The organism is Erythrobacter ani, assembly GCF_019204025.1.
Taxonomy (GTDB): Bacteria; Pseudomonadota; Alphaproteobacteria; order Sphingomonadales; family Sphingomonadaceae; genus Erythrobacter; species Erythrobacter ani.
Window position 1 is genome coordinate 233,633 of the sequence record NZ_JAGSPB010000003.1, and the last position, 15,179, is coordinate 248,811.

Below are 15,179 nucleotides of genomic sequence, written 5' to 3' on the forward strand. Positions count from 1 at the left end.
TTACTTAGTGGGATTCCCCGCTCACTCAATATCGAGCGGAGCATAGCTTTCCTGCGCTGTACCCAAACGATCCTTGTGTAACTCGAGGACGCCAGCCGGAATGTCGATCAGCAGGGGTGAATGGGTGTAGAGGATTGCAGCGCGCACGGCACGGCCGGGAAAGATGACTTCAAGCGCCGCAACGTAGGCCGCCATCTGCCTCAAAGGCGCGGCGGGCACATCATCGAGCCCCTGCGGAGCGCGGCGGGTGGTTTTGAAATCGACCACCGTGACTGTGTCATCACGTACGAGCAACCGGTCGGCAGTGCCTGTGATCACCGTGCCACCAACCGTCGCCGTCAGCGGGACCTCAGCGAGCGCATCCGGAGAGAAAATCTCCTCGAAATCGTCGCTTCCCAGTACCGTGAGAGCGCTCGCGAGCATTTCACGGCGAATATCCTCAGGGAGATCCGAGGCCTGACGCGCCAGCCAGTTCGCCCCCGCTTCCTCGCGATCGGCAGATGCGACATCTGGCAGCCGTTCTAGCAGGCGATGGATGAGCACACCGCGCCGCGCTGCGATGGCCAGGGCATCCGCCGGAAGTGGTGGGTCCGCGCCCTGCTCCTCACCGGCCGCGCTCGGCGACAAAGGTCGCGGCGGGCTCGGCTCGGGACCGATCGGAGTCGTCGCCCAAGCCGGCAAGCGCGGCTTCGCGCTTTCCGCTCCAGGCACATCGGCGACAATAATGGGGTCGGCGCGCCATCCCCATTCGCGCCTGGCGCCCCAAAGGTCATCGGACAGCTCATCATCCTCGAACAAAGGTTCGAGCCGCGCGTACCAGCTGTCCTCGTTAGGCCCCTTCTTCATGTCTCGCGGGCCCAAAGAACCGCCGATGAACAGCGCCTCTTCGGCGCGTGTCATCGCCACGTAGAGAAGCCGCCAATGCTCTTCCATGGTGGCGGCATCGACCGCCTTTTCCGCGTGCTCCACAGGGCCGCGTTTCTCATCCTTGGCGAGCGCAGGCAGAGGGACCGTGCGCCCTGTCGGCTGACCGATCGGGTCATCGGGCAATTCCAGATCACCGCCCTGCCCCGGCGCACCGGTCGCATCGGCAAGGATCACGATCGGCGCCTGAAGTCCTTTCGATCCGTGCACCGTCATCACACGCACCTGCCCGCCCGCGCTGTCGGCATCGCGTTTAAGATCCTCATCAGACGCGTCGAACCACTCGATGAACCCAGCCAGGCTGGGCACGTGCGCGCTTTCGAAAGCGAACGCGGCGTTGATGAGCTCATCCACAGGATCGTTGGCCTCGCGGCCCAGACGGGCGATGAGGCGTTGCCGACCTTGCCATGGCCCGTTCAGCAGCCAGGCGAGCAGCGCCTGCGGAGTTTCGAAATCTGCGCGCGCGAGCAGCGCCTTCAGTTTCTCACAAGCCTGCGCAACGAAAGGCTCGTCATCCGCGCGCAGATGATGCCACAGCCGAACGTCTTTTCCTCGCGGCAGATGAGCGAGCAAGTCGTCCTGCGTCCAACCCATCAGAGGCGAAGACAGGAGGTTCGCCAACGAAAGGTCGTCCAGCGGCTGCGCCGCGAACCGCAGCGCCGCCATCAGGTCTTTCACTGCCAGAGGCGCGCCCAGCCGCAACCTGTCTACACCGGCGACAGCAACACCCTTCGCATGAAGTTTGGCGACGATCTGTGCGGCTAGCGCGCCGCGTTTCCTTACGAGAACCATGACGTCGCCCGGTTTCGCATCACGGTGCGGAACGGCCTTGGCTAGAACAAACGGCTCGTCCCCGGTCATCCATCGGCGAACCTGCTCGGCAATCCTGTCTGCGAGGACGGTTTCGTGGGCGGGCAGCCAATCGCGCTCCTCGTCGTCGTCCGCGCTAACCGCACTCGCCGAAGTAATCGGATTCCACAGTATGACGAGGCCAGGGCGATCCTCCCCGACATGATCTTCGGGAGCGTCCGCAAGGCCGAATTCTTCGTAACCAAGCTCGGCGATTGCCTTGTTGACGAATTCCAGGACCGGGCGGGAGGTGCGGAATGACCTGCCGAGATCGAGGTCGCGCCAGCCAGGAACGCGTCTACCATCGCGCATATTGGCCACGTTTTCGCGTGCTGCCGCGATCGCGGTGCGAACCTTTTCCTTAGCGCGGGAAAAATTCTCCGGACTCGTCCCCTGGAAACCGAAGATTGCCTGTTTGTAATCGCCCACCGTGAAGATCGTCCGCAGCCGGTCACCGCTTGCTCCCTCACCGCTGAAGAAATCATCGATCAATGCGAAAACGATATCCCACTGCGCTTCGTTCGTGTCCTGTGCTTCGTCGATAAGGATGTGATCGAATTGCCGGTCGAGCTTGTAACGGATCCAGTCGGCTGTCGCGCTCTCCTTTAGCAGCGTTGCGGCCTTGCGGATCAGGTCGTCGAAATCGAGCAGTCCCTCGCGCCGCTTCGCATCCTGCCAACGCAAAGCGAAAGCGTGTCCGATTTCGAGTGAAGCCGTCAGCAGTTCGGCAAGCGAGAGCAGGCCTGCACGCTCTTCGACCTGAAGCACCGCATCGGAGAGCAAATCCTGGCTCGCGGCAAAGCCAGCGCTCTCCTCGCGCAGCTTCTTGATTTGCAAGTTGGGCGTTCCGTCAGCCTTTAGCAGAGTGCCCTTGAAGCCTCCGAATGCCTCTATGCGGGCAGGATGGTCGAGGTTCAGCCATTCGCGCATGAAGGGGAGGCATTTTTCAGCAGTTTTTGTGCCCCATTCCTCGAGCGGCGGGATCATGGCGAGGAGATTTTCGTCCGGGAACCAGTCCTTGTGAAGGCCCTCATAGACCCAAGCCTCATCCGCATCCGAAGGCATGTCGAGCAAACGCCGAACGCGTGCGTCCATGGGAGGTTGCCATGCCCCCGGCCCCTCCCACATGTCTTCCGCTTTCGCGCAACGCATCAGCCAGCCATGGAGCGAGCCGGGATCCTTCGCAGTGGTAAACAACTCGACCGCGCGGATCAGCCGTTTGTCATCCGCACTTTCAGCTTCGACGAGCAGATCGGACAAGACCTCACGGGCGAGAAGTTCGCGGGTGCGATCTTCCATCGGCTGCGCACCGGGCGGCAGGTCGGCCTCTTCGGGAAAATTGGTAAGCAGCCACTGCGCGAACGCGTGAATGGTGTCGATCCTCAGCCCGCCGCCCGGGCAATCGAGCACCTGCGCAAACAGGGTCCGCGCGCGGTCCTGTGTTTCCGGGCCGATGTCCGCGCCAAGATCACCAAGCTCGCCGGCAAGCTTCGTCGGTTCCATCCGCACCCAACGCGCCAGAACGGCATTGATCCTGTTGGCCATCTCGGCCGCCCCTGCCTTGGTAAATGTCAGGCACAATATCTCGCCCGGATCGACATCGGGGCGCAGCAGCAGGCGGAGCACCCGCGCAGAGAGGACCTGCGTTTTTCCTGTCCCGGCAGAGGCTGACAGCCAGACATTGTGTTCCGGATCGACAGCATCGCGCTGTTCCCCCGCGAGCGGATAGACCTTACCCTCACCGCTCATGCTGGGCCCTCACTCGTGTCAGCGAGACGAACGACCCACTCCTCAAGCCGCATGAGCTGGTCGTAATCTGTGTAGCCTGGGTAGTCCGGGTTTTCCTTGGCGGTGAAAGGCTCGCTGCCTTTGATGTACTTCGCGATCGCATCGCGCAGGTGGCGTTCATGCTCGGGGAGAAATTCTTCAGGAAGCAGGCCGGAACGCTTTTTGCCGACCTTCATCGGCACATCGACAAAGCCAAATTCACCCTTCTCCTTGGCCAGCGACCAATATTCGAACTGGCTTGCCTGTCCTTTCACAGTGCCATCCTTGCTATCGAAACTGCCGTCACGCGCGATGAGGCCAAGGACACCGAGCTGCAGTGCGTAACCTGCTTCGACTTGCGATGTCGTGGGGGGTCTGCCCGTCTTGTAGTCGACAATCGCCAGTGTCCCGTCAGGCAGGCGGTCGATCCGATCAGCGATCCCCATGACCTTCACGCCTTCGAATAGCATCTTGCCCCAGATTTCGGTCGCAAGCACGTGACGCCCATTACGCGCGGCCTCCTCCACCCAGACCTCGAAACGCTTCAACGCTGCCGAAATCCGCGGTCGCCACAGGCCCCAAAACAGCGGGTGGACCTGCTTTTCGCGCAACTGCCCTTCGGCAAATGGAACGAGAGCAAGCGTAGGATCGTCGATCCGCGCGCGGTGCCAGCTATCGAGAATATCGTGCACCAATGTCCCGCGTAGCGCGGGATCGCCAAACGGGTCAGCGGCCAAGGGGTCGAGCCGTTTCAGGCCGAGGATTTCGCGCGCGTAGAACTGGTATGGATCGCCCAGCAGCCGGTCGAGCGCGGTCGCACTGATTTTGACATCGCGCTGCGTCGCCGACGGCCGCGGTTTCGGTTGCTCATAGTCGTCCGCCCGCCGTGGATCGCGGTCGATCTGAGGCAGAATCGCCGGAATGGACTTTTCGCGGTGCTGCGCTGCCAAGTCTTCGCCCAGCAATGCCTCTACCCTCAGCCAGAACCGCGATGCGAGTGTAGGCCCTTCGCTATCCCTCCCTGCGCGGCTGAGTACGACTTCGGGCGCGCCCATCGCGCCCGCCAGATCGTGCGCCGAAAGGCCGATCCGAAACTCGGTCCCCGGCACTCCCAATGCGCGCAGAACCCTCGGCGCGAGCAATGCGTCGGCAGCGGGAGGCTGCGGCCAACTGCCCTCATTCAGCCCGCCGCAGATGACAAGATCGGCGCGCGCCATACGCGATTCGAGCAGACCATAAATGCTTACCCGAGGATGGCCGCCATAAGGCGGGCGAACGGCGATCTCGTCCATGCAATCGCGCAGCACCGTGGCGATGTCCGATGCCGCGATCCGAGCGCCAACCTCACGTGCATGAAGCCTGAGATCATCGACCATCGAGGATAGCGCCCGGCCATCTTCGCGGGCCCATACCTTTTCGCCAGCAAGCGCTTCGGCCGCGATCGTCAGCAGGTCGAGCGCGCCGGAAAGGGTCGCTTCCGGATCTGACGCCTGCAATGGCAAAAGTACCTGCTCGACCTCCTCCCACCAGCTAGCGACCTTTGCTTCACCAGCAATTTCGCGCAGCGGACCAAGGCCAGGCGCAGGAGACGGCCCACGCAATTCACGCTCGAACCGGCGCAAAGCGCTCAGCCACGCGCGGCGCTGGTCTGCATCATGAGATTGCACCAACGGGTGCGCCAGTGTTCCGACAAGCGGCGCGGGATCGAAACCATCGGACATGATCTGCGCGAGCAGTCCGAGAAGCCTCCCCGCCGGGGTCAACGACAATGGCTGTCCCGCCGTGTCATTGGCGACAATATTCCAGCGTGCGAGATGCTGAACCACACGCCGCGCGAGCGAACGGTCGGCCGTCACCACCGCGATGCGCTTTTCCGGTTGCTCCAGAGCTTCGCGCACCAGCAACGCGATGGCTTGCGCCTCTTCCTCGGCGGTGGCGCTGGTCATCATGCGAATGCCGGAAAGCCGGCGCTTGTCGGCATCCAGCGAAATCCACGACTGGCTGGCCTGCGGCGGGAGGAAAAGAGAGCTGATCGCATGGGTTCGCGCCGGAGGAGCAGCTGCCGCGCCCTTGCGGTGCCATTGCCGCACTTCCGCGCGCGCAATGCTCATACGCTCGATCAGCAGCTTGAGATGATATTGCGGGTGGGTGAGCGCGTCCATCTTGCCGAATACCTGCCCGCCCGGTTCGGGAGAAGCGCCTGCCCGGCCGAGTTCGTCCCATGCCTCATCGCTCATTGCGAGGTCGAGATCCGGCAAGATCACCGCACAATCAGGGAGGTTTGCAATCGCTCTGAGCATCCGCGCCAGGGCTGGTGAAGCGCTGGTAACGCCCGCAGCCACGATCGGGTTCACAGGCGGATCGTTTCGCCACCGGCGCGCGGCGCGCTCGAACAGCATATTGCGCCTTGTCGCGGCATCGACGCGGCCAAGTTCGCGCAGCCGTACCCGCCACCGCGCCTGCACCCGCGCAAACAGACGCAACGATTTTTTCCAGTGTTCGGAAAGCTCACCGAGCATTTCCAGAATGGGCTCGCTCGTCAGCTCATCTGGCGACACGTCCTCGACCAGCAACCGGTCCATCGCCCGCGCAATGTCGCGTGCCTGCCGCAAACAGGCGGCACCGGTGAGCGGTGGCTTGCCCGCCTCTGCATGCTCGATCTCGACAAGCTTCGCGAGTTCCAGCCAGCGCTGCGTCGGATCGACTGCAGGAGGAATGTCGTCTGCACCCAGCGGGTCGAGCAAGGATCCAAGTGCCTCGTCGAGGTCCAGATCACCGACCGTCACCATGCGCGGCATCAGGATACCCGTCTCCCCGGAGTGCCGCACGAGTGCCTCGGAAATAGTCCGGGCTGCGCGCGAGCTCGGGACCAGCAGCGTCAGCCGCGCTAGGCCGACATCGTCCTGTGCGTATCGCGGAACGAGCCCCGCGACCAAGGCGTCGGCAAAACCGCGATGCGCGGCAATCGAGTAAACCGCCGGTTCGGTTTTTTCACCCACGCTTCAAAGCGTCTTCGGTCGGAGCGATGGCCTGCGGCGTGCCGACTTCGAACCAGGTGCCGGTAAAGGCGACGCCGTACAGGCGCCCTTCCTCAATGGCCCTGTTCCACAAAATATTGGTCGAGAATTTGCCATCGGGCGCGTCGCGCAGGAGACGATGCGCAACCAGCTGGATGCCGGTGTAGATGAAAGGCGCGATACGTCCCGGCTCTCTGCGCGACAGATTACCCACGCTGTCCATATGGAAATCGCCCTGCCCTGAAAAATTCGCAGCGCCCGCATGTCCGACGACCAGCAAAAGTGCGTCCATCTCATCCGGATTCCACCGGGCCGAAAGATCGCGAAAGGCATCCCGCGGCCCATCAAGCCAGATGTTGTCGGCGTTGAGGCAGAAAAACGGATCGGGAAGGTTCGGCTGCGCCTTCACCATGCCGCCGCCTGTTTCGAGCAATTCCTCTCGCTCATCCGACACGGTGATCCGGGGCGAACGCCGGTCGAGCACATGCGCCTCAAGCGCGTCGGCAAGGTAATGCACATTGACCACCGCGTTAGCGATCCCGTTTTCATCTAGCCGGTCGAGCGCATGGTCAATCAGGGCCTTGCCCGCCACCCGGACAAGCGGTTTTGGCTGCGAAGCGGTGAGCGGGCGCATCCGCTTTCCGTAACCCGCCGCCATGACCATCGCGGTATCGCTGGCCAATTCCCGATCGATCATGTGATCGTGCCTCCCCCGCTACGGCGCAATTCGCCGGGAATATTGGCATCGAACCAGCGAGCCACCGGTGCAAGCGCCGGATGCTCCAGATCACGCTCCATTGCGCGCCATACACGCGGGATCATGTCGAGATATCGCGATTTCCCATCGCGCTTATAAAGCCGGGTGAAAATGCCAACAATCTTCGCATTACGCTGCGCACCAAGGCGGGCGTAGTCGGCGTCAAAGTGTTCGCCCGGCGAAACCTGCTGACGGTATCGCTCCAGCATCGCCGCTTCGAGAGCTTCGGAGACATCCCGGCGCGCATCTTGTAACAGCGACACCAGATCATATCCCGGATGGCCGACAAGCGCGTCCTGGAAATCGATGATGCCCTGCGGCGCACGTTTCGTCGGATCGCCGAGCAGCATGATATTTTCCGCATGATAATCGCGCAGCACCGTCACACCGGGCCTCTGGCGTTCGAGCATCGGGGCGAGCGTTTCTTCCCAGGCCGCATCAAACCCTGCGACGTCGACATCCATTCCCTGAGCCGGTGCGTACCATTCGGTAAGCAAGCCGGTCTCGCGGAGATAGGTCTGCATGTCATACGCCGGAAACGGTCCCGGCGGGCGTCGGTGCAGTTCAACAAGCGCGTCGATCGCACCTTCATAAGCGGCGTGTTCGCCTTCCGGATTGTCATCGAGCCAATCGCGCATTCGGTCGTCACCGAAATCTTCGAGCAGGACCCATCCTCTCACCGGGTCGGACGCAAGTATCTGCGGTGCTCGCATGTCATGATCGTTGAGCCACGCGGCAACATGCAGAAACGGCGCGGGGTCCTCATGCGGTGGTGGCGCATGCATGAGCATCGCGCGCTCACCCCCATTTTTGCGCAGGCGGAAATAACGCCGGAACGACGCATCGCCGGGGATCGGGTCGATCTTCGCCTCGTCCCAGCGGGCTTCTTCCAGAAACTCTTCGATACCGTCCGGCAGGTCGCTCATGGCATACGCCCTAGCCAATCGGCGCCCGCGCGGGCAATCGCTATTCGCCCGGCATCCTCAGTTTCGGACGCATTCTCGAGCGTGATCGAAAGGCATGCAGTCTCGTGCGAAAAACCGCCTGCGTGATCAGGCCATTCGGCAATCAATGCTGCGCCCTCGCGGTAATCGTCGAGCCCTATCTCATCCACCTCGGATGGGTCGTTCAAGCGGTAGAAGTCGGCATGCACCACGGGGACACGTAGTGGCGGCGCGTCGTAGGTTTCGACTATCGTGAAGGTCGGCGACGGAACTTCTCCCTGATAGCCCAGAGCCGCGATCATGGCGCGCGCCAACGTCGTCTTGCCCGCACCCAAACCTCCTTCGAGCGCAATGACATCACCGGGGCGGATCAGCGCCGCGAGCGCCGCGCCAAAGCGCGTCATGGCTGCGAGGTCGGGCAATTCATATCGCCGTTCTTCGCTCACGGGAGATGGATGATCGCGGCTGTTCCCGCGCCCTCTTCACTCGATATCTCAAGCACGCCGCCATGCGCTGCGACAAGCTGACGTGCGAGTGGTATGCCGAGGCCTGAACGTTTCTCCTCCTCGCCGCGTTCGCCGTCAATTGCGAGGGAAAGTTCCTCCTCGCTCATTCCTGCGCCGTTATCCGATATGACGAAGCTGGCGTTCCATTCGCTGTCGGGTTCCGTCTTGAGGATTTCAATCAGGATGTGGCCACCGCCCGGTGTTCCGGCGATCGCATTGTCCAGCAGATTGCCCACTGCTCTGCCCAATTGACGCGGATCGGCATCGACCTTGTTTCCGCGCTTGCCTTTGAGATCGAGCCCTAGCCCAGCCTTGATGATCGCACTCTCACGCTCGCGCACGAGCTTCGTCAGAAATGGCAGCAGGTCGATTTCTTCCTTGTCGATCGGCAGCAGACCCGCCTCGCTCTGCGATAAATCGAGCACGTTTTCGACCTGTTCGCGCAGCCGCCCGACGGCAGTGAGGATCGAATCGACATACTCCTCGGAGCCTTCGTCCAACTCGCCCGCAGCACCACTTTTCAATAGCTCGGCATAACCGCCAATGGTCGTTAGCGGCGTGCGGAATTCGTAGGACATATTTGCGAGGAACCGCGCCTTTACCGCATCTGCTTCTTCCAGCGCGACGGCCCGCTCGCGCAGAGCCTCTTCGGCTTTTTGCGAGTCGGTTATGTCGAGCACCGTCAGCAAACCGTTCCCGTCGGGCAGCGGAACGCCCCCGAAACGCAGGGTGCGCCCGTCGGACAGCTTGACCAGGCCTTCCTTCTCGCGCCGATCCAGCGTCGCTGCCCGAACGACCGCGTTGATTTTGCTCGCATCCGCTTTGCGAACCAGATTGTCGCCAATCGCCTCAAGCAAAGCATCGGCGCTGGGGTGGGTATCCAGGAATTCGCTGTTCAGCCCCCAGGTCCCGGCAAATCGCCTGTTCCAGAGCTGAACCGATCCATCGGGCGAGAAAATCGCCAGCGCCTCGAACAGGCTGTCGAGTGTAGCGGTCCGGGTCCGCAGCAGCGTATCGCGGGTCGCCGATAGCGCCAGACTTTCGGTCTGGTCCTCGGCAATCAGGACGAGGCCACCATCAGGCATCGGCTGTGCGACGATACGCAGATGCGTCCCGCCGGGGAGCGGCCATGCCTCTTCCTGCATATCTGTCGTGTCGAACCAGGCCGCGTGTTCGCGCCGCCATTCGGGGAAATCGCGTACCTCGGGAGTGCGGCCTTTTTCGCGTGCGTCGGCGAGGAAGCGGTCGAAACGCAATCGCTGGCTGACCGCGCCCTCACCCAGCTCGAATTGCCTGCGAAAAGGTCGGTTGGCAAAGGTAAGCTCTTCGCTTTCATCGAACTGCGCGACTCCCACCGAAAGCTGATCCAGCATGGCGCGCTGCGCATCGCGGAAAGCGCGGAATTCACGGCGAACCTGCTGCTGCTCCTCGATGTCGATCGCATAGCCTGTGACACCCTCCTTGCCGAGCGGCTGGTTGCTGACGCGCAGTGTCCGGCGCGCGCCGTGCATGGTCGCGGTGGTCGTGCCATCTTCGGCTTTCTGATCGACAAACACCTGCCGCGCTCTTTCGGCGGGCGTCTTGCCGCTCTCGGCTTCGAGCAGTTCTATCTGATCGCGCACCACCGCATCGGCGCTCTCCGCTCCAACAGCATCTACGTAGGCCTGGTTGACGAGCTGCAACCGCATCGATTTGCCCCGGAACCACATCGGCACCGGAGCGGCCTCGATCAGGCCGACGAGCGCGGCAAAATCACTCTCCGCGCGGGCTGTCGCGGTGCGCAGGCGGGATAACTCATCTTCGCTTTCGGTAAAATCGAACACCCAGACGAGCGCAGCGCCACCCGGTGATATTTGCGGGTCGGCCAGCGTTCCCTGCATCGCCAGGCTGCGTTTCGACCCGGGCGGAGTGATCGCAAGCTGGAACGGAGCGGCGCTTTTCTGCGTTAGCCGGATCTTTTCAGACAGAGACTGAAGCTGCTTCTCGGAAAGCCCTCGATCCTCACCGTCGCTATCGTCACCGGAAAGCTCGCTGAGATAGGTCGGCATGGTGTCGAGACCCAGCCAGCGCGCCAACCGGTCTGGCGCTTCGATCCGTCCGTCGACACGCACCAACATGGGTATGGCCGGCGCCCCGTCGAGCATGTGCTGCATTCGGTTCAGCGAGGTCCGCAGCGCCTTCGTCCGGCGGGTTTTCGCGCTCGCACGCATTATCATCACCGCTGCCGCCACCGTCCATGCGGCGAGGAGAAGGCCAATGACTGCCAGAGCGAGCGGAGAGAATTCCATTGTAACAGTCAGCTATGCCCGCGCGGCGGACGATGCAATGGCCGCGACCACGAAAAACCCCCGCAAATGCGATGATTTGCGAGGGCTTTTGGATTGGATGCTTCGAACCAAAGCAAATGCAGCTTTTATCTTAGTAGCGGTAGTGATCCGGCTTGAATGGTCCCTCTGCCGGCACACCGATGTAATCGGCCTGTTTCTGGCTCAGCTTGCTCAGTTCAACGCCTAGTTTGTCGAGATGCAAGGCCGCAACCTTCTCGTCGAGGTGCTTGGGCAGAACGTATACGTCGTTTTCGTATTCGTCCGACTTGGTGAACAGTTCGATCTGAGCGAGTGTCTGATTGGTAAAGCTCGCGCTCATAACGAAGCTCGGGTGGCCGGTCGCGCAACCGAGGTTTACGAGGCGGCCCTTGGCGAGGATCAGCAGGTTCTTGCCGTCAGGCATGGTCACCATGTCGGTGCCCTCCTTGATTTCCTTCCAATCGTAATTGTCGAGTGCGGAAATCTGGATCTCGCTGTCGAAATGGCCGATGTTGCAGACAATCGCCATGTTTTTCATGGCTTTCATGTGCTCACCGGTGATCACGTCTTCATTGCCGGTGGCAGTCACGAAAATATCAGCGCGTTTCGCGCCCTCTTCCATGGTGACGACTTCGTATCCGTCCATTGCCGCCTGCAGTGCACAGATCGGGTCGATCTCGGTGACCATGACGCGGGCACCGCCATCGCGAAGCGAGGCAGCCGATCCCTTGCCGACGTCGCCGTATCCAGCAACGCAGGCGACCTTACCGGCCAGCATCACGTCGGTCGCGCGGCGGATCGCATCGACGAGCGATTCCTTGCAGCCATAAAGATTGTCGAACTTCGACTTGGTCACGCTGTCGTTCACATTGATCGCCGGGAACGGCAGTTTGCCCTGTTTGGCGATCTGGTAGAGGCGCATGACACCGGTGGTCGTCTCTTCCGAAACGCCCTTGATGTTCTGGACGCTCTTGGTGAGGTAGCCGGGCTTCTCGGCGACATAAGCCTTGAGCGCACGCTGGAATTCGATTTCCTCGGCATTTGCAGGAGCAGGCAGATCTTCGCCGGCTTCAATGCGCGCGCCCCACAGCGCGAACATCGTCGCATCGCCGCCATCGTCCAGGATGATGTTTGCGGTCAGATCAGGATTCTCGTCGGTCGACCAATCGAAGATCCGGCCAACATAGTCCCAGTAATCGGCGAGCGTTTCGCCCTTGATCGCGAACACCGGGATGCCCTGATCGGCTATCGCAGCGGCGGCGTGATCCTGGGTCGAGAAGATGTTGCAGGTTGCCCAGCGGACTTCCGCGCCGAGCGCGACCAGAGTTTCAATCAGAACCGCGGTCTGGATCGTCATGTGGAGAGATCCGGTGATGCGCGCGCCCTTCAGGGGCTGCGATGCGCCATATTCCTCGCGCAGAGCCATAAGGCCCGGCATTTCGGTTTCGGCAATGGCAATCTCGTCACGGCCGTATTGCGCCAGCGAGATGTCCTTGATGATATATTCCTGATTAGCAGCGAGGGTCGCCATGGATGTCTCCTGAAAATGAAATCGGGGTCATTTGAATTCTTGCGTCGTGCCGTAGCGTTCAGGGCGTCATCACGCAAATATAAAGTTATCTTTATATGTGTAATTGTTGCTCGGTCGACAAGAGGTCCTATATCGTGTCGCGAGACACCCCGCACACGAAAGGAAATGCCAACATGACGATTTCTGTAGGCGACAAGCTGCCCGACGCAACTTTGGTCAAAGCAACCGCGGATGGCCCGCAGCAGGTCCAGGCCAGCGAATACTTCGCAGGCAAGAAAGTCGCGCTTTTCTCCGTGCCGGGCGCCTTTACCCCGACATGTTCGGCCAAACATCTTCCCGGCTTCGTTGAAAAAGCCGACGAGCTCAAAGCGAAGGGTGTGGACGAAATCGTCGGCACCGCAGTCAACGATGCTTTCGTGATGGGCGCATGGAACAGCGCTGCGGGATCGAATGACATCACAATGCTTGCCGATGGCAATGCAGAATTTGCGGACGCTGTCGGCCTGACCATGGACGGTTCGGGCTTCGGAATGGGCAAGCGCGGCCAGCGATTCTCCATGGTGGTCAATGACGGCATTGTCGAACAGCTCAACGTTGAAGAGCCAGGCGACTTCCGCGTCTCGAGCGCGGAGCATATGCTCGGCCAGCTATGAGCCGACAATCAGTATGCCGAGAAAAGGGCGCCCGTTAATCGGGCGCCCTTCGCTTTTTTATCGCGAAATCGCGTGAGCGTTTACTGCAAAACGGGCCAGACCGACTGCGGATCAACATGTTCGCCGTCGCGGATTGTTTCGATATGCACGTGGGGCCCCGTACTCTTCCCGGAATTCCCGACGCGGGCGATCTGTTGACCTGCCGAAACGGTCTGCCCCGGGGTAACCATGAATCCATCGAGATGCGCGAATAAAGTCAATGTGCCGTTGGAAGCGCGATGCACCACCACGATGCCGTAATTCGGCTTGTTATCGAAAAGATTGGTGGCCTCGACAATACTACCATCCGAAGGTGCTTGCACCGGCGTCCCTATAGGGGCGGCGATGTCGATCCCCTTGTGATTGCGTGACTTGCCGCTGCGAAACGGATCGGCAGCCGTGCCGAATCGGGCAGTTATCTTGCCTTCGACAATCCTCACGGCAGGCACGGCCCGCGGTGCCGATTGCGTCACGACAGAGAGCCTTGGCTCCTCATAGCTGAGAGCGTCACCGTGCGCGGAAACCGACATCGCGCCGACCCCCGTGGCGGCGAAAGCCACCGCCGAAAGCGCGACACGCGCCCCGCCACGCTTGTAAACAAGGGGACTACCTCTCATAATCTGCATAATTCTCATCTTTTCGTTCCTAATTCGATGGGTTGAGAAGGAGGCGGCCGGGTATTGCCGTACCCGGCCCGCCATTATGTGAAGCGCCGTGAGCAAGGTTTGCGCGTAGACGCGACGCATTTCGTGAGACTGATCGGCCAGTGCGGCCTCGTCGCATTGAATTTCCGCCGATTGGCTCCACCTCGCGAAGATTAGCTGCATGAATGGATGAACCAGGTGAGTGCGGTCAGTGCGCGCAGCATAACGCCGATCTGGTCATCGCGCCGCCTGATATGCGCCTGCTCATGCCTCAAGATTAGCACCAATTCCCGCTCAGGCAGTTCCTCGATTATCCGCGCAGGGAGGATAATCCGAGGCGCACGGCGGGGTACCACACCGACGATCGCGAAAGCCGTATCGACTTCATGCGAAATCCAGTAGCTATGACCACGCAGTTGCCTGGGTCCGTGTGCCCTGAGCGACACCCCGATAGCTTTGCGCCTGCCTGAGTAGAGGCGTGCAAGGCAAACCACTGCACCCGCGATAATGGCAAACACGATCAACGTGGGCGGAGTGGCTACGTCGCTAGGAGTGGCCGCCGGCCCTTCACCCGGCCCCGCAAAAACAGACAGGTCAATGGGACCGCCAATGGGCAAAAGCAAAGTGCTGGTTGGCTCGAGAATTGGAAACCACGCGCTCAAAGCCGTGAATATCGCGCCGAGCAGCGGGATCGCAGCACTCACAATGAGCGCGGTAGCCCAAAGACCCGACCAATTCCGCGTCGTGGGTGCGAGCCTCGCACATAACACAGTTGCCCCGAAAGCGATTGCACCCGCAACCATCGACGCAGCTGCGTAGAACAGAAGGCCGGTCACGATCCGTCACCTTGCGTGTTCGGATCGCTCTCGCCATCCTCATCGAGCAGGGCTTCGAGTTCCGCCAATTCGCGCGCGTCGAGGATCCGGCTGTTGACGAGGCTCGACACCGGCAACGGCCCTTCCAGTCCGAGGACGTCAGAGGCGAAACTGCGGATCATGCGGGCCAGAGTCGGGACTTTTTTGGCTTTGGCGCGGTAAATCTTGAGCCCGTGCTCTTCGGAGGCGACGAGTAGCCCCTTATCAACCATGCGCTCGATCGTTTTGCGGGTTGAGGATCGGGACCAGCCAGTCTCGCCGCTCACAGCTTGATGAATTTCGCCGACGCTTTGTGGGCCAAGGCTCCACAGATGGCGCAGGATCGGCAATTCGGTTGGTGCAGGCTTCATGTCGCCACATGGTGACA

The 15,179-nt window shown here is 61.2% G+C and carries 11 protein-coding genes; 1 reads left to right on the plus strand and 10 read right to left on the minus strand.

Annotated elements, in window-relative coordinates; genetic code table 11:
• Positions 1 to 21: 21 nt before the first annotated feature.
• From addA to ahcY, 7 genes are all read right to left on the minus strand, one after another.
• Complete coding sequence (gene addA / locus KCG45_RS13925; protein WP_218317902.1) at positions 22 to 3,522, minus strand: double-strand break repair helicase AddA; 3,501 nt, start codon at positions 3,520 to 3,522, stop codon at positions 22 to 24.
• Entirely contained in the window at positions 3,519 to 6,539 is a 3,021-nt protein-coding gene (locus tag KCG45_RS13930) for a PD-(D/E)XK nuclease family protein (RefSeq protein WP_218317903.1), read from the minus strand. Before KCG45_RS13930 ends, addA begins: the two co-directional genes overlap by 4 nt.
• Positions 6,532 to 7,254: a nucleotidyltransferase family protein gene (locus KCG45_RS13935; RefSeq protein ID WP_218317904.1), complete on the minus strand. Its 723-nt coding sequence runs from the start codon at positions 7,252 to 7,254 to the stop codon at positions 6,532 to 6,534. The genes KCG45_RS13930 and KCG45_RS13935 overlap by 8 nt, the downstream gene beginning before the upstream one ends.
• The gene (locus KCG45_RS13940; protein ID WP_218317905.1) at positions 7,251 to 8,240 is read right to left on the minus strand and encodes an aminoglycoside phosphotransferase family protein; all 990 of its coding nucleotides are present in this window, start codon (positions 8,238 to 8,240) and stop codon (positions 7,251 to 7,253) included. The genes KCG45_RS13935 and KCG45_RS13940 overlap by 4 nt, the downstream gene beginning before the upstream one ends.
• Entirely contained in the window at positions 8,237 to 8,704 is a 468-nt protein-coding gene (gene tsaE, locus KCG45_RS13945; RefSeq protein ID WP_218317906.1) for a tRNA (adenosine(37)-N6)-threonylcarbamoyltransferase complex ATPase subunit type 1 TsaE, read from the minus strand. The genes KCG45_RS13940 and tsaE overlap by 4 nt, the downstream gene beginning before the upstream one ends.
• Entirely contained in the window at positions 8,701 to 11,052 is a 2,352-nt protein-coding gene (locus tag KCG45_RS13950) for a PAS domain-containing sensor histidine kinase (protein ID WP_218317907.1), read from the minus strand. The genes tsaE and KCG45_RS13950 overlap by 4 nt, the downstream gene beginning before the upstream one ends.
• 130 nt (positions 11,053 to 11,182) lie before the next feature.
• A complete protein-coding gene (gene ahcY, locus KCG45_RS13955; protein WP_218317908.1) occupies positions 11,183 to 12,601 on the minus strand; it encodes an adenosylhomocysteinase in 1,419 nt (472 codons plus the stop codon).
• A gap of 173 nt (positions 12,602 to 12,774) precedes the next feature.
• On the opposite strand from ahcY, the gene KCG45_RS13960 reads away from it, so the two are divergent.
• Positions 12,775 to 13,254 (plus strand): peroxiredoxin, encoded by a 480-nt coding sequence (locus KCG45_RS13960; RefSeq protein WP_218317909.1) that lies wholly within the window; start codon positions 12,775 to 12,777, stop codon positions 13,252 to 13,254.
• An 80-nt stretch (positions 13,255 to 13,334) separates the two neighbouring features.
• On the opposite strand, the gene KCG45_RS13965 is transcribed toward KCG45_RS13960, so the two are convergent.
• The 3 genes from KCG45_RS13965 to KCG45_RS13975 form a co-directional block, all read right to left on the minus strand.
• On the minus strand, positions 13,335 to 13,919 hold the full coding sequence (locus KCG45_RS13965; protein WP_218317910.1) for a M23 family metallopeptidase: 585 nt from the start codon (positions 13,917 to 13,919) through the stop codon (positions 13,335 to 13,337).
• Between the two features lie 191 nt (positions 13,920 to 14,110).
• Positions 14,111 to 14,773, minus strand: coding sequence for a M56 family metallopeptidase (locus KCG45_RS13970; protein ID WP_218317911.1), 663 nt, complete (start codon positions 14,771 to 14,773; stop codon positions 14,111 to 14,113).
• Positions 14,770 to 15,162 carry a BlaI/MecI/CopY family transcriptional regulator gene (locus tag KCG45_RS13975; RefSeq protein WP_218317912.1) on the minus strand — a complete coding sequence of 131 codons (393 nt, stop codon included), beginning with the start codon at positions 15,160 to 15,162 and terminating at the stop codon, positions 14,770 to 14,772. The genes KCG45_RS13970 and KCG45_RS13975 overlap by 4 nt, the downstream gene beginning before the upstream one ends.
• Positions 15,163 to 15,179: the final 17 nt, after the last annotated feature.